Annotated in this window: 15 protein-coding genes; 6 read left to right on the top strand and 9 right to left on the bottom strand. The window is 43.4% G+C overall.

Features of this window, described 5'->3' with window-relative positions:
* Window positions 1-9: 9 nt before the first annotated feature.
* The 3 genes from F6K53_RS14870 to nrtS form a co-directional block, all read right to left on the bottom strand.
* On the bottom strand, window positions 10-5,262 hold the full coding sequence (locus tag F6K53_RS14870; protein WP_293064840.1) for a PAS domain S-box protein: 5,253 nt from the start codon (window positions 5,260-5,262) through the stop codon (window positions 10-12).
* Between the two features lie 765 nt (window positions 5,263-6,027).
* Entirely contained in the window at window positions 6,028-6,837 is an 810-nt protein-coding gene (locus F6K53_RS14865; protein ID WP_293020111.1) for an aminotransferase class IV, read from the bottom strand.
* Window positions 6,797-7,051 carry a nitrate/nitrite transporter NrtS gene (nrtS, locus tag F6K53_RS14860; RefSeq protein ID WP_293020109.1) on the bottom strand — a complete coding sequence of 85 codons (255 nt, stop codon included), beginning with the start codon at window positions 7,049-7,051 and terminating at the stop codon, window positions 6,797-6,799. Before nrtS ends, F6K53_RS14865 begins: the two co-directional genes overlap by 41 nt.
* 806 nt (window positions 7,052-7,857) lie before the next feature.
* Between nrtS and F6K53_RS14855 the strand changes: the two genes are divergently transcribed.
* The 3 genes from F6K53_RS14855 (at window position 7,858) to F6K53_RS14845 (ending at window position 11,119) form a co-directional block, all read left to right on the top strand.
* Window positions 7,858-8,085: a hypothetical protein gene (locus F6K53_RS14855; RefSeq protein WP_293081215.1), complete on the top strand. Its 228-nt coding sequence runs from the start codon at window positions 7,858-7,860 to the stop codon at window positions 8,083-8,085.
* A gap of 683 nt (window positions 8,086-8,768) precedes the next feature.
* A complete protein-coding gene (locus F6K53_RS14850) occupies window positions 8,769-9,029 on the top strand; it encodes a hypothetical protein (RefSeq protein WP_075901528.1) in 261 nt (86 codons plus the stop codon).
* Window positions 9,030-9,136: 107 nt separating this feature from the next.
* Window positions 9,137-11,119, top strand: a complete 1,983-nt coding sequence (locus F6K53_RS14845) for an ABC transporter ATP-binding protein (RefSeq protein WP_293020106.1) — start codon at window positions 9,137-9,139, stop codon at window positions 11,117-11,119.
* A 21-nt stretch (window positions 11,120-11,140) separates the two neighbouring features.
* On the opposite strand, the gene F6K53_RS14840 is transcribed toward F6K53_RS14845, so the two are convergent.
* Together F6K53_RS14840 and aroF are read right to left on the bottom strand one after the other, a co-directional pair.
* A complete protein-coding gene (locus tag F6K53_RS14840; protein ID WP_293020104.1) occupies window positions 11,141-11,281 on the bottom strand; it encodes a hypothetical protein in 141 nt (46 codons plus the stop codon).
* Window positions 11,282-11,294: 13 nt separating this feature from the next.
* Window positions 11,295-12,203 carry a 3-deoxy-7-phosphoheptulonate synthase gene (aroF, locus tag F6K53_RS14835; RefSeq protein ID WP_293020102.1) on the bottom strand — a complete coding sequence of 303 codons (909 nt, stop codon included), beginning with the start codon at window positions 12,201-12,203 and terminating at the stop codon, window positions 11,295-11,297.
* A gap of 513 nt (window positions 12,204-12,716) precedes the next feature.
* Between aroF and F6K53_RS14830 the strand changes: the two genes are divergently transcribed.
* Window positions 12,717-14,321 (top strand): helicase C-terminal domain-containing protein, encoded by a 1,605-nt coding sequence (locus F6K53_RS14830; protein ID WP_365939940.1) that lies wholly within the window; start codon window positions 12,717-12,719, stop codon window positions 14,319-14,321.
* A 108-nt stretch (window positions 14,322-14,429) separates the two neighbouring features.
* Here F6K53_RS14830 and F6K53_RS14825 read toward each other — a convergent pair whose 3' ends face one another.
* The 4 genes from F6K53_RS14825 to F6K53_RS14810 all read right to left on the bottom strand — a co-directional run bounded on the left by F6K53_RS14825 (window position 14,430) and on the right by F6K53_RS14810 (window position 16,617).
* Window positions 14,430-15,575 (bottom strand): succinylglutamate desuccinylase/aspartoacylase family protein, encoded by a 1,146-nt coding sequence (locus tag F6K53_RS14825; protein WP_293020100.1) that lies wholly within the window; start codon window positions 15,573-15,575, stop codon window positions 14,430-14,432.
* Window positions 15,572-15,694, bottom strand: a complete 123-nt coding sequence (locus tag F6K53_RS14820; RefSeq protein WP_293020098.1) for a hypothetical protein — start codon at window positions 15,692-15,694, stop codon at window positions 15,572-15,574. The genes F6K53_RS14825 and F6K53_RS14820 overlap by 4 nt, the downstream gene beginning before the upstream one ends.
* 367 nt (window positions 15,695-16,061) lie before the next feature.
* Window positions 16,062-16,493 carry a polynucleotide kinase gene (locus F6K53_RS14815; protein WP_293064830.1) on the bottom strand — a complete coding sequence of 144 codons (432 nt, stop codon included), beginning with the start codon at window positions 16,491-16,493 and terminating at the stop codon, window positions 16,062-16,064.
* Window positions 16,477-16,617 (bottom strand): hypothetical protein, encoded by a 141-nt coding sequence (locus F6K53_RS14810; RefSeq protein ID WP_293020094.1) that lies wholly within the window; start codon window positions 16,615-16,617, stop codon window positions 16,477-16,479. The genes F6K53_RS14815 and F6K53_RS14810 overlap by 17 nt, the downstream gene beginning before the upstream one ends.
* Before the next feature lie 456 nt (window positions 16,618-17,073).
* Between F6K53_RS14810 and F6K53_RS14805 the strand changes: the two genes are divergently transcribed.
* Both F6K53_RS14805 and F6K53_RS14800 read left to right on the top strand, forming a co-directional pair.
* Entirely contained in the window at window positions 17,074-18,132 is a 1,059-nt protein-coding gene (locus F6K53_RS14805; protein WP_293064827.1) for a polysaccharide pyruvyl transferase family protein, read from the top strand.
* Between the two features lie 33 nt (window positions 18,133-18,165).
* Complete coding sequence (locus F6K53_RS14800) at window positions 18,166-19,419, top strand: hypothetical protein (RefSeq protein WP_293064824.1); 1,254 nt, start codon at window positions 18,166-18,168, stop codon at window positions 19,417-19,419.
* The last annotated feature ends 99 nt before the right edge of the window (window positions 19,420-19,518 follow it).

Below are 19,518 nucleotides of genomic sequence, written 5' to 3'. Positions count from 1 at the left end.
TACGAAAAATCAAACATTATGGGTGAGCACTGGGCTCAAGGATTGTTGTTGAATTTTCTTAGCACTCTCGGTCAGTCCTGCTCTGACTTTTTGGTATTCAGACTCAAGCTGGGCAAAAATTTCCGCTGCTCCAGTGATAGTGTCCGACCTCCCCAGACTTTCCAGTTTCTGACACAGTTTGGAGAGATTTATCCCCCCTAGGGTAGCGCTACTAGACTTTAATGTGTGAGCCGCAATTTCCATGGCTTTTGGATCTTCTTCAATAATTGCTTGAGCCATGTTTTTTACTAACCTCGGAGTATCTTTTAAGTAAATTTCAATCAAACCAAGCAAGCATTCCGCCCCCCCTTTTCCGATACTGTCGAGCAAGGATTGCAAAACCGAAAAGTCAACAGCTTGATCAGCTACTACTGGCTTGGTAAGTTCACGATGGTGCCGACCTTGACTCAAGGCACGGACTAACTCTGGTACCTGGATCGGCTTACTAATGTAATCATCCATTCCTGCACTCAGGCACATTTGTCGATCCCCTTCCATGGCATTAGCAGTCATGGCAATAATCCAGGGGCGTGAATGAGCTGGCCATTGTTCACAAATCCGTTGCGTCGCAGTTAAGCCATCCATTTCCGGCATCTGGACATCCATCAAAACCAGGTCATAGGGCTGACGACTAAGAGCTTGGAGTACTTCTAATCCATTACCCGCGACATCAGCCCGGTACCCCATCCGTTTCAACAATTGCAGGGCTAACTGCTGGTTAACGATATTATCTTCAGCCAACAAAATCCGCAAAGGATGCTTTTGCGCCATTTCGGTGTCAAGTTTTAGGTGTTGAGCAGGTGTGCGCTTAATCTTGATCGGCTGTCCGCTCATCACCTGGGTCAAAACATCGTAAAGCTGAGATTGCTTAATAGGCTTGTTTAAAACAGCTGCAATATCTAGCTGACTCTGATGATGCTTTGTATCTGATTGACTCATTGAGCTCAGCATTACCAAGGGCAAGGCTTGACCCTCAGACTCCTGGCGGATTTTCGTTGCTAGGGTAAAACCATCCATCTCAGGCATGTACCCATCAAGAATGGCAATGTCAAATTTATCCCCCTGACTGAGCCAATCGAGAGCTTCTCTACCTGATGCTGCTGTCTGGGTAAACATACCCCAAGACTTGGCTTGCTCAGAGATAATCGTGCGGTTGGTCGCACTATCATCCACAATCAGCAGCCGCTTTCCTTCTAACAATGGCTGAGATACTGGCAGGTTAGGTTCCTCGATCGGATCAGGCTGTTTAGCCAATACAGTGAAATAGAATTTAGAGCCTTGACCAACTTGACTCTCTACCCAAATCTTGCCACCCATCATGGTGGTGAGCCGTTGACAAATGGCCAGACCAAGACCTGTGCCTCCATATTGGCGAGATGTGGAGGAATCCACCTGAGAGAAGGACTGGAACAGGCGGTCGATCCGATCCTCAGGAATGCCGATGCCAGTATCCTTGACCACAAATTGGATTTCGTAGATTGAAGATTGGGTGGAAGGAGGACAAAATCTGGTGGTGTTAGGGTTGCGGGAAGAAATCTGGGGCTGAGGCGGTAAAAATACTCTGGTGTTGTCTCTCGTATTGTTCTGTGTTCCGTTCGCTCCCCTGACCCCGTTAATATAGCCGTTAATATAGCCCGTCTGGTCAAATCCTCCTTGTAGAGTGTAGTAGTTTCCATTGGGTAGAGTAGGGAAACTCAAAGAGTAATGTTTTCCGTAGTCAGAACCAGACGCCAACGGGTAGGAGTAGTTAGCAGTATTGCTTTGTTCTTTTTCTTTGCCATCAACCCATTCCCCTGTGCTCACTTCTCGGGCGGTTACAGAAACTAACACTTCCCCGATATGGGTAAATTTAATCGCATTCCCCAACAAATTGACTAGAATTTGGCGCAGCCGAGTCACATCTCCCACAATCATGGGTGGAGTGTTGGGATGGAATAGATAGGCTAACTCCAATTTTTTCTCAGCTGCTTTTGCCGCCAACAAATCTAGGGATTCCTCAATGCAAGTGATCAGATTAAACGGTTGTTCTTCTAACTCCAGCTTTCCAGACTCAATTTTGGAAAAATCCAAAATATCATTAATGATGGTGAGTAAACTATCCCCACTATTGCGGATCGTTTCCACAAAGTTTCGTTGCTGGGACGTTAGATCTGTATCCAGTAGCAAACCCGTCATGCCAATCACAGCATTCATCGGAGTGCGGATTTCATGGCTCATGGTTGCCAGAAATTCGCTTTTTGCCTGAGTGGCCGCTTCGGCAGTTCTTCTAGCTTGCTCTAGGGCAAAATTTTGCTCAGTCAATTGCTCTCGTTGGCGGGTTTCTTGCTCAAGCAAGCGAGCCTGAGCAATAGCAATCCCTACTTGGTCAGCCACGGCTTCGAGTAACTCAATTTCATCCAGACTCCACTGACGAAATTCATCACACTGATGTATTCCAATCACACCATTCGGTTCCCCCTGATAGGAAGTACGAATTACCAACATGGATTTGACTCCAATCTGCCGACATATTGGGATCATCGGTTTCAGAAGGGGGTCTTGGTAAACATTAGGGGAACTGATGGCTCGGTCTTGGACTAACAACTGCTCTAAATAAGGATTCCCCAGAATCGGAATTTCTAAATCCAGTATCGATAGATAACCCTTTTCTAAATACTCAGCAACTGTAGGAATGCGAGGATAGGGTTGGGAAACATAGGTATGAATGGTGCAACGATTGACCTGAAACACTTGACCAATTTGTGTGGCGGTGGTCTGAAAAATTTGTTTAGTTTTTAAACTTTGGCGGATTTCTTGGGTCACCTGTTTGAGTAGCATTACACGAGTCAGTTGCTGGTGTAATGCTTGCTCGGCTTGCTTTTGCTCAGATATATCAATCGATACACTTAATACCGCTGGCATGTGGGAAATTGCTAAGGAGAAGGGAATTTTGGTAGTTTGGATGATACGCTTTTCTCCATCGGGATAGATGATCGTCTCTTCTGGAAGGTGTGTCGGTTCTCCACTTTCCAATACCTGCAAATCCGCCTCTCTAAACTGGAATGATTTTAGGAAAGATTGAGGAAAATCTTCATCCCGATGGTATAGTAACTCATCTACTGTCGTACCATAAGCTTCCGCAACTGCTTTGTTAGCTAGAAGAAACTCTCCATCTCGGTTCTTGGCGTAAATGAAATGAGGCACTAAATCAATCACTTGACGCAGTTGTTTTTCACTTTCTTTCAGATGTGACTCGGTTAATTTACGATTTGTAATATCTTGGATAGTGCCAGAAGTCCCTGTGATACTATTGTCAGGATCTAGGGTTAATTGGGCATGAATTTCGAGCCAGCCTGAGCCCCCATCCTTGGTAATATACCTTAGTTCCTGCTGATAATACTCCTGTTTGTGGGTAATTAGGGATTGAAACAGTTCTATGTTAGTTTGACGATCATCAGGATGGAGATAATCAATAAAGTTAGTACCAATGCTATCTGCTACAGAAAAGCCCGTCATTTCTGTCCAAGTTGGATTGAGAAAGGTCAACACCCCAAGCCCATCGGTTTGGAAAATAACCTCTTGCACATTTTCCACCACTGACCGATACTGCTCCTCTCTCTCCAGCAAGGCCAGTTCAACTCGCTTGCGTTCGGTAATGTCTTCCACAGAGCCTTCGTAGTAGAGCAAATTCCCATTAGTGTCTCGGACAGGGCGCACATTTTCCAAAATCGAGATTACACTACCATCTTTGCGATAAGCCTGAGCCTCAATGGATGATACAGCACCATTTTCCGCGATTCTGTTAGTAAACTCGTTACGAGCCTCAGTGTCCAGATAAATTTGTTTTGAGACGTTCGTAATCGACTCCACTAGTTCTTCTGGGGAAGAATAGCCATAGATTCGCGCTAAGGCTGGATTGGCACTAATAAAGCGCCCATCGGGTGTAATCTGATAGATGCCCTCTACTGAATTCTCAAAAATGCTACGGTAATTCGCTTCAGCTTGCCGCAGCGCTTCCTCGGCTCGCTTGCGATTGGTGATATCACTAAAGGTACAAATGACTTGCTCTACTAACCCATCCACCCCCACCTGGGGATCTGCATTCACTAGTAACCATACCCAATCTTTAGTCGCTTGATTGTGGACACCCATAACCACATTTCTTACCAGTTTATGGGTGCTAATTGCCTGTTGGATAGGACGACTTTCGGTGGGGAATGGAGTGGTGTCTTCGTGAATGATAGTCCAATCCGAACCAAAAGGACTTTTATCCAACAATTCACTTTCGGTGAAGCCCAGTATATCCAGAGCCGCTTGATTAAAGAGCATGAATTCGGTTTTTGCCTCGAATAGCAATACCCCGACCTGCATTTCTCGAATCACGGTTCGGAATAGCCTTTCGCTCTCTTGCAATGCTTCTTGTCTAAGAGCTTGCAGTGCTTTACTCGTTTTCTGCTCGTAATATGAGGCAAGTAAGGTGAGGCTGAAGATGATTAGGTTAGTTATCCCGATTGTGCTTGTTACTACCGAAGTATTTAATGTTGGAGAAAACCCAGTGTCTAATGGTGGAGTAACGGGGAACTTGGCTGCCATCATGGTTGTATAGTGTACAGAGGTAATGGCTAATCCCAGGATCACTGCCCAGCAAAGCTTCCACCAATTAAGGACTTTTCTAGTTCCTACCCCCAAATCAAAGGATAGCCACAAGATGAAAAAGGATGTCAAGCTGGCTATAACAACGGATAGGGCAACTAAAAGGAGGTTGTAGTGAATCAGCCTTGGTATTCCCATGGCAGCGATCAGCAGGTAGGGTACGGATGCGATCGCTAATCCCATTACCACACTGCCCACCATTAAATGTCTGAGGTTGGTGATGCGGCTGACACTATAGAGTACGGCACCAGATATTAGCACTGCTACCCAGTAAGAAAGCAGTACCATCGGCATATCATAAGTGATGGGGATTGGGAACCGGAATGCTAGCATTCCCAAAAAGTGTATTGACCAAATCCCAACTCCCATGATCATTGCCCCACCAATCAGCCAACCTTTACGGTTACTCTTTTGTGAGGTTTTTACTTGTCTAGCTAGAATGAGCACCGTATAGGTCACAATCGAGGCGATAGCAATGGATAGAACAACTAACTGTAGGTCATAGGTACCACTCATTGCTCTATCTGTATCGCTAATTGGGACAGTTTCTATGAGAAAATTGAGCCAGACCAAAACCATTGAGTAGGGCATACCGAGATATTATCTCCCAGACCTTCTAGGGGCCATGTTGATATATTTCTTCCGAAACTTGTCTTGTAATTCTGAATATATGTCTTGAATTTACACAATTTTGATGAATTAATTTACCGTATAAATACGTATTTTTATTATAGCTATATCATAAAATTTACCGAATATAAATCTAATCTATTGCTTGAATCATAAAGCACCAAATTAAAAACTTGGTAATTGTAATTGCAGAGATTTTTTTAGCTACCAAACAATTATCAACAGATAGCAGGATAAGTATATTTATCCATACCTAATTAAATTTTTGATAATAATCATTGGGTATCTAGCGGTTTTTAAGCTAGTAAGGTACAATTTTTTGGGTTTATAGGGAGCAGGAACTTCCGAGCAGTAAAGTCAGAAGAAAGAAAAGGGAAAAAATCCTGTGTACCTCATTAGGATAAAAACCGCTAGATACCGTAAAAAAAACTACTTTGAACGTCTCAAGCTTAGACTAAAGGTATGCAGTCAGCTAATGCGCTACTTGAGGTGCTACGCGAATAGCATTGAGCTCTCAGCTAATGTAAGGCAACCCCTGATCAATAAACAGAGTAGGAAGTTGTTCGTCAATTAACAGTTAATATAGCGTTTTCCATACTTATGAGGTACACAGGATTTTTTCCCTATTCCCTGTTCCCTATTCCCTGTTCCCTATTCCCTGTTCCCTAAAATCCAAAAATTTTGGATCTAACACAATTGAAAACTGCTATATTTAATACTTAAGACTTAATATTTAACCTTACGTAAGTCTTGGAAAACTGGGTGTAGTGGGTCATAAACTCGTTCAGAATTGCCTTGAATGACCCGGTGAATGGGAACAACTTCCACCACGCAGTTAGTGTATGCGATCGCATCCAACTGTCCTACCAACTCGGGTGACCAAGGTTCCTCACGAACTCTCTGATTTTGGCAAGTCAGCCACTGAATTAAATGCGATCGCATCACACCCGGTAAAATTCCAGCTTCCACTGGTGGTGTCCACCAGTGACCATCTCTCCATCCCCATAAGTTACCTGTACTAGTTTCCAGCCAATTCCCGTGATTATCTACCAGAATCCCTTCCTGTGCTCCCATATTTTGCGCCATTTGCTTCGCCAGCCATGGAGATAGGTAATTCCCGGTCTTGTGAGTAGGTAAGCAGCGATGAAATTTTACAGAGGGGGACTGGGCTACCCAAGCAGTGATACCCTGTTCTTGCCACTGGGCTAAATTGGCTGGCAGAGGACGACCCATAATCAATTCTCGTCCATCGGGGAATAGGCTAATTCTCAGCACTGGGTAAAGGGTGATCAGTGATTGTGCTCCTTGGCGCAATTGCTCCCAATCCGGCTGTTGCCAACCAAATGCTTGTAGACTCGATTGCAGGCGATGGCAATGATTAGTCCAATGGGTTAGTGGATGTTCTAATGACTGATGGTAAACTCGTAAGGTCGTAAAAACTGTAGCGCCATAGATAAATCCTGGCTCATCAATGGTCAGGCTTAGGAAGTTGCCCTCAATTAGCTGGCCATTGTACCAGAAGCAGGGTTTTGACATGACTATGATCGTGATTAACCAGTGTCAACAAGTAGGGAACTATATAGGTTAAACCCCCTGAAATCCATCGCTCTCGATTCATCTGCCCTTTTAGGAGAGCAGAACCATGATTGATCACAAACAGAACTGAGCCAACCACCAAAGCCACCCTCAGTGCAGTTGGCATCAATTCGCGATCAACAACACTTAGACAGAACTCTTTTAGAGGTTTCACGCTTTACCTATCGAGCAAGCTGTTAACCATCTAATTTTACCTAACTGATGGTTTTTTGTTGGGGGTTGGCTGTTAATTACCAAATTAGCTTCCGGCAAAATTCATCCCACACTCATGGCGTAGCATTGAGATGTGGGATGAATTTTGCACAGGGTCTCTCGGATAAGGAAAGCGAGCAATCAAACTTCTAATTAACTCTGACTGAGTCATTCCGGAGACGAATCCCTGAAGAGGGTAGCCTTAATTAACAATTTTTAACCCTTTTGCGCAAGAACCTCAAACTATAAAGGCTACCCTCTTCTACGGAAACTTCTAACCACGCCGTTCTGCTTCTTGTGATAATTGCCTTTTCTAGAAGTCGGTAATCCTGATTATTAGTTTTTTATCTTTTATTTTGGCTTGTCACACTGGAGGGGCGACAAGCGCCCCGTAACCCTTGAGCTATATTAAATTGAGCGAATTATGGTAAAAAAAGATAGGTCATAAATTGTCAATACGACCTATCAAGTTATAATGAGCCCAGAATTAGAACAAAAACATCTAAAAAATATCCTTGACGAATCTCAATTATTATTTGTTTATAGCACTACGCATTAAGATTAGGACATTCCTAAACTCCGAAACTTAGTCATAGCTTACTTCTGACTTCTGACTTCTGACTTCTGACTTGCGCGTAGCGCTATACCTTGTCGTAATTATTGGACAATATCTCAATAATGTTCAACTCAAAAAAAATGCTTAATCTTTACCTTTTCCTAGTAAATTTACATCAATTTTCAAAAGTTACAGAGATTTTTGTCATTGTCTTGATGCAGTCGCTCATGGGAGAAAGCACGGCAGTCGCTCATGGGGAGGGTCTGTGTGCGGAACCTGCGTCCGCACCTTGTAAGCCCCGTGGGAACCCCCAAGACCGCGCTGCCTCCCCTGTTCCCTTGCTGCATCGCTACCAAGATTTCCAATCAAAACAATGTGGGTTACAATTATTAGATAATGGCTATATCAAACATTTATTAAACAGCAAAAAATCTATTTAGCTATCGATATAAATAATTGGAATAACCAGAATTTATTGATAGTTAGCTTAATTTATAAAAACCGAGCACTTCTTTGAAGTTACCGTAAGAGAGTGGTTTGTTCGCGTTCGCCTTTGGCGTGGCCTACGGCCAAGCGCGCCTTTGGCGATAGTTACCGTAAGACAGGCTCGCCTTATTTCACGAGTTTTAACCCTTTTTTGCATAGCCTGCCGACGCTCATTGGCGAGCCGTAATAAGGCCTCAGATGAAACCTTATTACGGCTCTCCTAGACCTGACTGCCTGACACATCTGTGTGAAAACCAAACAGATCAGGTTCTACACTTTAAAGACCGAATACGGGAAAACCAAATCTGGTCTAGTGGGACTTTAGCCAAAGCAAACCCCTGCGCCCACGTCTGTTTTGTCAAGTACAATTTATACAAAATAGCTGGGATTACCCTGCCCATAGCCCATAAGCTGATAGCACCTCAAGTAGCACCATCTGTAGCGCATTAGCTGATAGCTGAATGCGCTACGCTATATCAATATACTGCGTCAAGCATTCAGCTATATCAATATCCGATTCAGGGCAATTTCTAGATGGTACAACCCCTAAAATAGTCTCAGGGAAATCAAGAATCCCAAATTAACGTAACTATTGCTAACTATTACCCCCCGAGACCCCCAGAGGATTGCTATATATATGGATGCTTTTGCCCCCTTACCGCCTCAGTGGACCAAATCAGCCACCCATGCCTTGGAGTTCTGCTGTCCTAGTTGTCGAGCATCTGTTCTAGAAGCTGAGAAGGTTTGGATTAATCGCTCCTCACCAGTGATGGGTGAAGACCACCGCCGGAAGTGGCAAGAGTTTTATCAATGTAAGTGTGGCTATGTATGGTGGGCTTGGAGTAGCGATCGCCCACCCTCAGAATTTAGCAATCGAGACAATCCTCCTATAGTTTAACCGCCGATCGTCCTTCCCGTTCTTTGGGTTTTCGTGGTTCACTCAAACCACTCTCAATTTTATTTGCGCTACCATATTGTTCACCAAATTAACACCCCTAGGGTTAGATGACCAGCAGATCACCAGGTAAACAGGCAGCTCCAACAATGCGAACGCAAGAGAACGACTGGAGACTTTTCCTACGCCTAGTCCCCTACGCCCGTCGCAGCAAAGGCCCGCTATTGATTGCAATTACTTTATTGATACCCCTGTCCGTAGCAAGTGCCATTCAACCCTTAATTGTCGGTCAGGTAATCTCTTTAATTCGTCAAGAAGAGCGAACTTGGTCTTTCCTATTAGAGCGCTCCCTATCACAGAGCCTCAATATTCTGATCACTATACTACTATTAACCATACTAATCCGGTTAGTGTTCGTTGGGCTTCAGGGATTCGTGGTGGTGAAGATAGGTCAGAAAATCACTGCTGCTATCCGGGAAGACCTATTTGAGCACGTCACCTCCCTAGCGGTGCGATTTTTTGACCGCACACCAGTGGGGAAATTGATTACCAGGCTCACTAGCGATGTGGAAGCCCTAGGGGATGTCTTTTCCACCGGTGCCATTGGCATCGTGGGTGATTTACTATCCATGATAGTCATTGCTGCTACCATGTTTTTGGTGCAATGGCAACTGGCATCGATCTTAGTGGTAATGCTCTTGCCAGTGACTGCTATTATTATTTACTTCCAGAAACAATATCGCAAAGCTAACTACAAATCTAGGGAAGAACTTTCCTCCCTAAACGCGATGCTGCAAGAAAACATCTCTGGCATTAATATTGTGCAACTGTTTCGCCGTGAACAATACAATGCCGAGATGTTTCGCACGGTTAACCAAAAATACATCACTGAAGTAGACAAAACCATCTTTCACGATTCAGCGATTTCAGCAACCCTAGAGTGGATTTCCCTGGTAGCGATCGCAGCAGTATTGTGGAGCGGTGGTCATTTTATCCTCAAAGATCACCTGAGTTTTGGTGATTTGTCGGCCTTTATCCTCTATGCTCAGCGGCTATTTGACCCCTTGCGTCGGTTTTCCGAAAAATTCACTATGCTCCAAGCTGGTTTCACTGCCATTGAGCGCATTAGTGACATCATGAATGAAACTATTGAAATTCGTGACCCCGAAGGCTTGCAGGTCAGACGCTTGCAGGTGGCAAGTTCTCCAGAGTTTGAGGGAGGGAAACAAGACCGGAAACAATCTGGAGATTTACCGATAAAGCCTCCAAGCAGCTTGAATGGTGATCTAGCCCATCACTCTTCTAACTTATCCTTCAGCAATGGTTATACTGAACAACCCTTGAACCTTAAACCGTCAACCCTAAACGGAGAGATTTGCTTTGAATATGTTTGGTTTGCTTACAAGGAAGATGAATATGTTCTCAAAGACTTGCACTTTACCATTCATCCAGGGGAAAAAGTTGCTTTAGTTGGTCCAACCGGTGCAGGTAAAAGTTCCATTATTCGGTTGCTGTGCCGCCTCTATGAACCAAGCCAAGGGCGAATTCTCGTAGATGGGATTGATATTCGGGATTTACCCCAAGCAGAACTACGACGCCACATCGGAGTCATCCTTCAGGAGGGATTTCTTTTTGCTGGTGATGTTAAGAGTAATATTTCCTTAGGAGAAACCTACTCCATTGAGGCAATTAAAACCTCAGCGGAGGTGACTAACGTGGCTAGCTTTATCGAAAAACTGCCCCAAAGCTACGATACCCAGCTCAGAGAGCGAGGCACTAATCTGTCTGCTGGCCAAAAACAATTGTTAGCCTTTGCTCGTGCTGCAATTCGTAACCCCCAAATCTTGGTACTCGATGAGGCAACAGCTAGTTTAGATGTGGCTACCGAAGCTCTGATTCAAGAAGCTTTGGAACGGCTGTTACAACAGCGGACTGCAATTATTATTGCCCACCGACTGTCCACTATCCGTAATGTAGACCGGATTCTGGTACTAAAGCGAGGAGAGTTAGTAGAGTCGGGAAGCCATGAGGAATTGTTAGAGCAAAACGGATTGTACGCTAGTTTATATAAATTGCAGATGCTAGGAGATTGATGGCTAATCTAGCATTTTCATTTAAGATGTGAAACTAGGATTGATGGGAATAGGGAACAGGGAATAGGGAACAGGTAACAGTAGGAAAGAGCGATGCAGCGCTATAAGACCACGCTCAATCATTCCCTGTTCCCTTGTCCGAAGTTCCCTATTCCACTTCAAGTAGCACTATAGATTAAGATGCGTTCGCGTAGCGTGACCGTTCGCGTAGCGTGGCCTTTTGGCCAAGGTCAATCGCTAACTCCGGAAGAGTGACAGGTTCTGCAATCTGTCGTCCCACTGCTGCTGCTATCGGCTTTAAGCTATGAACCAAATCCACCATTGCTTCGATGGAAAGCGCCTGTCTAGCATCAGAAACAGATTTTTCTGGTTCCGGGTGACATTCAATAATCAGTCCATCTGCACCAGCTGCCACTGCAGCTTTTGCCAGAGGTGCCACTAATTCCCGCTTACCCACAGCATGGGAAGGGTCTACAATCACCGGCAAGTGAGTCAACTGCTTGAGTGCTACTACTGCTCCTAAATCTAAGATATTGCGGGTATAGTTATCGAAACTGCGAATACCTCGTTCACACAACACCACCTGAGAGTTACCGTGAGTGAGGATATATTCCGCTGCCATGACGAATTCCTCAACAGTAGCAGCTAGTCCCCGCTTTAGCAGTATCGGCAAGTCTTGCTTACCCAAGGCTTTGAGTAAGTCAAAGTTTTGCATATTGCGACTACCTACCTGAAGCAGATCAGCGTGGGTAGCAATAGATTCAATTTGCCCAATCGACATCACCTCCGTCACTACTGGGATTTGGTGACGCCTGCGGATATCAGACAAAATTTCTAGTCCTGCTAGTCCTAGCCCTTGGAAAGAGTACGGGGAGGTGCGCGGTTTGAACGCACCTCCCCGCAACGCTTGTACCGGGGCAGCTTTGAGTTTAGTAGCCACTGTTTCCATCTGGGCGTGACTTTCTACGGTACATGGACCACCAATAATCACCAGTTCTGAGCCACCGAAGACAACTTGTTCTGAGAGTCTAACGATGGTTTGGTGATTGGGGTTAGTAGCTAGTGCTAGTTTAGCGTTCAACATGGTTATGGACTCCTTAGTTAGAGATATAGACATAAAAAAAACCCGGTTCCTTGAGGGTTCCGGGTTGCTGTGAAAGCTTGGCACGACCTAACTACCCGGAACGATTTCTGGGCCAAAAAAAGTAAAAGCCGTAAACGCTGTAAAGGTAGGTGGTCATCTCTTGCTCTTGTCGCTGCTTTGCCTAAAAAAACAAAGGACCGCAGATTATATTGCTGCGGTCCACCGGGGGGTTCCATATGGAACTATCCTCACCTCCGGTGAACCTCGCTAAACCAAAAATAAAAGTAATAGCTGGGGCTGAACATGTCTCTTTGCGGCTAAGCCATGAAAAATTTGGCAATTTCTTTTTACTGGTACTACCCTAGCAAGGGTAATAGGGTGATGTCAATAGTTACTGGGAAATGAGGAAAAGTCTGAGCTACTACCTCTGGCTTCGATGCAGCCTAATCCCATCTATGCTTGTCTAGTCTTTCACGATTTTTGCCCAAGACATGATTTAAGATCACAGTATAAGTGCTCATTGCTCAGTTTAACGAGGCAAAGCCGTTGAATGCTAGTTTGATTGAAGTCAAAGTTCATTCCTCGTTACGAGATTTTCTGCGATCGCAGGGTCAACCCAATTGGCCTCACCAATTGACTATGGCGAGGCTAGTGGCACGAGCCTTGCGGTTAGGGCGTTCTGCTTTGATACAGACCGGTTTAGAACCCTTGCAGGAAACCTCTCTACAGTCTTCCTATCGCCTGAGTTACCTGGCACCAGCCCTGGTTTGGTCTGGACCTGTGATCGTAGTGGCACCCTTATGGATACAAGAATGGTTGCTGCAAAAGGAAATTCCCCTTTTACAACAGTGCTTTGGTAGCGATAAGGTAATTCATACCAGTGATAGGTTTCCCGATCAACCGTTCCAAGGACTGTTGATTACCTCACCAGAATCTTGGCTAACAGACCGCTTGAAGAACAAGGGCTGGTTTCCTAATCACATCCCTACTGTGATTGATGGTGTGGATGACCTAGAATCTTGGACTAGTAACCAGCTTAAAGGCTGCATCCAGCCCCAAGACTGGGACGCACTGATGCAAGCCCACCCACAAGAGGCTGATTTGATTCGGGATGTGCGGGTAAAGCTAACCAAAGCCTTATTTCAGCGCCCTGTTAACCCCTATGAGTGCTACCTGATTGAAGCTGATCAGCAAGATGGCTTGGAACAGCTATTTGATCGACTAAGTTCCCTAAGCACTGAAGCACAATCTCTGTATCGGCTAAAACCCTGGGAAAAGTTTTGCCACTTCTGGCAGCAGTCAGGTCAGCTAATGTGGGCAACCGTTGCGCGATCGCAAGGTCAGTTTTCCTTATATAGCGCACCAGTAGAAGTGGCTACAGCCTTAAATCCCATTTGGTCGAGACAGCCAGTAGTGCTAATCGGTGGGGCTCTAGATTTAGAGAAAACTGCCTCTGTTTACCGTCAGCAGCTCGGATTAGGCGAGTTAACCTGTTTGAAGTTTTCCCCTCACCGACAGATTCAACTGTATTTGCCCGATCGTCTACCCATGCCCAATACAGAGCGATTTCAAAACGCTCTGACTCAAGAAATTCGCACCCTACTAAACCTAAGTCCTGACATCACCAGACCAGTCGTTATTTTAGTTGGAGATGTCCCCCTCAAAGCCCAGTTAGGGGCAGTCTTAGCAGCAGAATTTGGTTCCCGGGTGCAGGTAGAAACCACCAGTCTCAGTGACAGAGGTATTTTGATTTGTGGCTGGGAATTTTGGCATAGGTATCAAGCTCAAATCCCCTCTCCCCAACTGTTGATGATTGCTACCTTACCAATTCCCTCTTTGGAAAATCCATTAGTTGCTGGTCGAGTCGCTTACTACAAGCAGCAACTAATGGATTGGTTTCGTTTATATTTATTACCAACAGCATTAAGAGAATTACAACGAGCAGTAGCACCAGTAAGAGCTACTCAAGGCTGTGTTGCCATCTTAGATAATCGTGTAAACCGCCGCAGTTATGGACGCCATGTGCTATCAGCCTTGAGTCCTTTTGCTCGAATTAATTATTTAGATGCTAGTTGGTTTAATTCAGATGCTCCAGAAGGACAAGATAGTTGGCTTTAGAAAGTGAGTAGGTTGGTCAAATTAAAGCCAATCACATTAAAGCCAAAATGTTGAGGAGCCCAAGTCCTAATTACAATCCAAGTTTTCATTAACTGTTCTCACCCCTACCTAATTATCAAATTGCCGTATTGATAGCACATATTCTCCTTGATTCGCACTATAATTTGTTGAAACATCAAACACTAAACCATCTGTCTCGGCCTTGATATCAATTACATTCGGTAGATTTCCTTCTTTATTAAAGCTCAGTAGCTGATAAAGTCTATCTCCTACTTTGACAACACTCCCTAACTTAACTCTCGATTGAATCATTCCTCCAGCCGGAGCATAGTATCTCTCGATGTTATCTTTAGATGCTAATTGCATTTTGTAGGAGTCTGGATCAGTTATCGGTAAATCCGGTAGTTTTAACATTCCTTTTTTCGACAAATAGTTTTTGATACCGTATACTCCATTTTTTACCGACTCTGGATTCATTTGCATCCCAGATCCCAATTCTAGAGTCCATGATTCAATATCAAACTGAAGGGTTCTGCCTAACTTAGCCAAGGCTTTCTCTAACCCTTGCCAAGGCTTAATAAATGCCTCATCGAAAGCATCACCATCATACTCATCTTCATGCATCACAATTCCATAATCGAGAAGAAAGTCTTTGGCGCTTTCTTCCCGAGAGTAGAAGCCATACAAGAAATCAAGTCCTTGATTAGTAGAACTATGGATATCAATCACATAGTTAGCATCTACACATAAAGATTGCAGTTGATAGCGGTAAAGGTGACGAAACGGTAATCCCCTCGGAGAGTAGCAGTCTTCTAAGTGTTGTTTCAAGCTAGACTGGATCCGTGCTAAATAGTTATTTCTGATTTCATCAGGGTTCAAATTAAGTTGAGATTGGGCGAAATCCTCTAAATCATCACACTCTTTTTCATAGTCCCAAAAAATCCTATTCCAGTCTTGACCATCGTAAGGATTGAATCCTCCTGTGGCAAAGAAATGACTACGCTGATTAGTGCTAGCTGGATTACAAACAGGGACCAGCCAGATTTCCCCAGTCAGCTGAGTGTCATCCAGAGTGCTCAAAAAGTCAATCAACTGGTGAATCACTGCATTACCAACAATTTCACAACCATGGAGATTGCCTTGTAAATATGCCTTCTTTCCTGGTTGGGAGCCAACGAATTTATAGACTTGGAGCGAAATGCGATCGCCTGAGGTGAGTTGCTGAATTGGAATAGTAGAAATAGTTGGATTCATATAGCAGTTTTAAATTGGGTTAGGTAAAACGTCCTGGGTTTTAGGGAGTAGGGAGTAGGGAGTAGGGAGTAGGGAGTAGGGAGTAGGGAGTAGGGGTAATAAAATTGACTGTACCTCATAAGGATACCATTTAAAAACATTTACAAATATGTCATTAACAATCTTGCTGATTTATCATAACATCAAAAACTCTTCGGTTCTCTTTCCTACTGTTCGATGTTCCCTGTTCCCAAGTTCCCTTTTTCTATCAATCCTAATCAGCCCTCACCTCTACGCGGATATTCTACAAGTGGCGGGAGAGTAACTGGCAACCCGAAACAGATGCGATTGGCCGTAGGCCACGCGGGGCGCGTTCGCTTTCCCTATGGTGAGTTTCTCAATAGACCTATGTCAGCTTCCATATTTGGCTAGCCAATCCAATGTCCACATAAACGGAATTCCAGCTGCAACGGCTGCCTCAGCATCTTCGTTGCGATTGACCTTCGGTCACGCTTCGCGATCGCCAACCATCAAAGCTGAAGAGCCGCTCGTTTTAAACTGCAAAATCATTCCCGGCTTTGGTTTTCGGTATTCTCCAGCGTATGTTTTACTGGTTACTTCAGAAAAGTAGTGTTGCTCGCAATAATAACAGGTTGTCCCATAGTCAGGACAAAAAATAATTCCTTTGAGCTGGGGAAGCAATTTAAGAGTTTTCTGTTGCTCTTTAATACAATTCTTCAGGGTTTTATGTCGGGCTGCAACTCCAGCCTGATTGGTCACCCCAAGAATGATATAACCCTTATTTTTGAAACATTGCAGAGCTTTATCAGCTCCTTCAATAACTTTTTGCTGGTCAGGGTAGTCAATAAATCTACCGTGACCACTCGGCTGGCGAATGGTCCAGTCGCAATCTACAAATAGCTCAAGTTTTGAATTCATGAAGCTTGCTGGGTGGTACACCAATTAGCGATGCAGCGCGGTCTTGGGGAGGTCTAGTCACCTGAACTTGGTGATGGTGCTTGAGATGACCATGAGGCAGTGCGGTCTTGGGGGGAACCCCCATGAGCAACTGCCGTGGTTTCCCCCACTCGCGCTTTGCATCAAGACAGGGAATGGAGGGTTAATTTCCGACTGTATCTTCCATGAGGTCATTGGCATCAAAGCATTATATACTAAGCTTTTTAGGGCTGATGTCACCCCCTCAGTTTTTCATCAAAGCTTAATCTAGTTACTGGTTTAGTTAATGTTTTCGTGAATTTTTCTGGAATTGTGAAAATTTTGCTGAAGTTATATCTATAATTGCTTTTAAAATAAAATTCAGCCAATTCAACTAGTTGATTGAACTCCTGATTAGTTACATCCATGCTTACGACATTTGGCTTGGATGTTTCCCTTGATGGTAATCGCTGATTAAGATGCTGGCTTATTGTCTAATTAATTAGCTGAAGCCACTTGTTTTATAGAGCAATGTACTTGTTGATTAATTTCTAAAAAAATGATATAATCTTAAGGACAGAGTGTGAATATTTTCCTGATTGGTTATTACGGTTATGGTAATATTGGCGACGATTTATTTGTGGCTCAGTTAACTAATTATTTCGCTAGCAAAAAAGATGTCAAAAAAATATTTATCTGTTGCCAAACTAACTATTACCAAGGTTTTAGTGATAAAGTTTTATTCTTTAAGAATGCACAACTATCAAAACTCAAAAGAACTTTATTACTTTTGAAAAGTGACTGCATAGCCTGGGGTGGGGGAACCTTAAACCTGCAAGACAGGCCCAGGAATTTATCAAGGATGCAAGCCTTGTCAAAATTAATGGGTAAGCGTTTCTGCTTCCTGGGTGTTGGATTAGAAAGCGTGAAATCTGAGAAGAAAAAAAAGATAGCTGATATCTTTGAAAAAGCCGACCTGCTATACCTTAGAGATAACCATTCCTATGAAATGGCATTGCAACAGCTTCAACTTTCCAAATCACCTGACTTAGGAGGTGACTTGGCTTTCTTGGATTTGACTATGTATGAAAAGTTTGTCAAACCAGCCAAGCAAGCTAGTGATATTGCCAACATATCCTTCTCTGGAAAATTTTGGTGGGGTGAAGGCAGAGCTGAGTTTTATGCCAAACAGTTAATGCCACTCATTGATAAGTATAATTGTATGATTCATTTGCTACCAGGACATGTAGGAAATGAAAGAAATGATAATCGGTTCCACGAACGACTGAAAAAATATTTACCTGCTGCTAATTGCCAAATCAACTCATGGAAAAATCCGGAAGAGTTTCTAGCAATCCTCAGGCACATGGATTTTCACATAGGTAATCGCCTGCACTCAATTATACTAGCCGATATCCTTGGCATTGCCAATATTGGAATTGTTAATTCCGAATCAAAAATTAAGCATTACATTGATAAGTCAGAAATGCTACCGACAGCAAGAGTGGTAAATTTTATGGAGCCCTTGTCTATAGAGCAGATAGAAACAGTTTTCAAAAATTACAAAAGACCAGAAGAGTTTATCTGCCAAGAATCGAAAACTGCGAAAGAATGTCTTGAGAAAGTTTTTGCCAATAGATAGTTTTTACTTTATTCAAATACACTAACAACTATTATGAAACTACTGCATGTTGAAAAAATCATTGCTAATGACAGAGTGAGACTTGTTGGTCTCGTTCAGGTTGATAGCCTTGACCAAGAAATAGAGATTTATTTTGAATATCCTCAACGATTCGCTGATTTTGTAACTGAAAGCGCCGATGCTTTTGTTCCTGCCTTACTTTTACCGGCAATGGAGAAAGGTGAAAATCTGGAGATCAAACCGCTGATGTCCGCGAAACTTTTCCGCAATTTACCTACCATACAAGATATCTTTCATCAGTGGTATCCATCCCAGCTTAAAAAAGTTTTAGTTACCGCAGATTACCCAACAAACTATGATCAAAAATCCCTTAGCAAAGTTGGGGCATTTTTCTCCTTGGGCGTGGATTCGTTTTATACCTTTATTAAACATACGAAGACCCCTAGCGACTTTGGAATTCCCCTTTCTCATTTAATTTACATGAAAGGCATTGAGCGACCTTTACGCATTTATAAACATGGTCAAGAAAAAAAGGTAATCTCAAGGATTATGGAAGTTGCCCATGCAGCCAGTATAGATTGTATTGTCGGTGAAACAAATATCCGCAATCATTTTAACTTACAATGGGGACCTTATTATCATGGGGCTGGCTTGGCTTCAGTCTCCCTTTCTCTTTCAGCAGGTTTAGAATCTGTTTTAATTCCTTCAACAGATTCTTATAAAGATGTTTTCCCTTGGGGAACTAGCCCATTACTCGACCACCTATGGTCAACGGAAAAAACTAATATAGTTCATGACGGTTCAGAGACCCAAAGGGTTGAAAAAATTGCTAACTTTTTAGCAAAAGACCCTTTGGCTATGAAAAATTTGAGGGTATGTACTAATAATGAAGGTGGTGAAACCAACTGTGGAACCTGCCCTAAATGCGTGAGAACTATGCTGCCTTTACTGATTTCTGGTAATTTAGAAAAAGCCATAACATTTCCAGATCAATTACCCAGTAATTGGAACAGAATATTGCAAATTCAAGATACTCATGATCTAAGTCATGCTGTAGCAATTTTGAAGCTAGCGAAAGAGGTTAAAGCCGAAGAAAAAATAGTAAAAGCTCTTGAGAGCAAAATAGAAAATGGTAAAGCTTATCTATTTTGCCAAGGCAAAACTATTGCTGAAGTAGTAGGTTCAATACTTCACGTTTATTTTATTAAGAAGCCATTTGATTTGGTAAAACAACCAATCAAAGATATTCTAAATAGCCTAAATTTATATAGCGCAAACCAGAGCTGAATGACACCCTGGCCGTAGGCCACGCGGGGCGCGTTCGTTAAGGGCGAGCTTAAGCTAAAAACTTGGAAAAGTCTGGTAGAACTGATTAGCATTCAGCTT

The organism is Moorena sp. SIO4A1 (assembly GCF_010672065.1).
Classification (GTDB): Bacteria; Cyanobacteriota; Cyanobacteriia; order Cyanobacteriales; family Coleofasciculaceae; genus Moorena.
The sequence above is the reverse complement of the archived record's forward strand: the minus strand, read 5'-3'. Positions and strand labels throughout refer to the sequence as shown.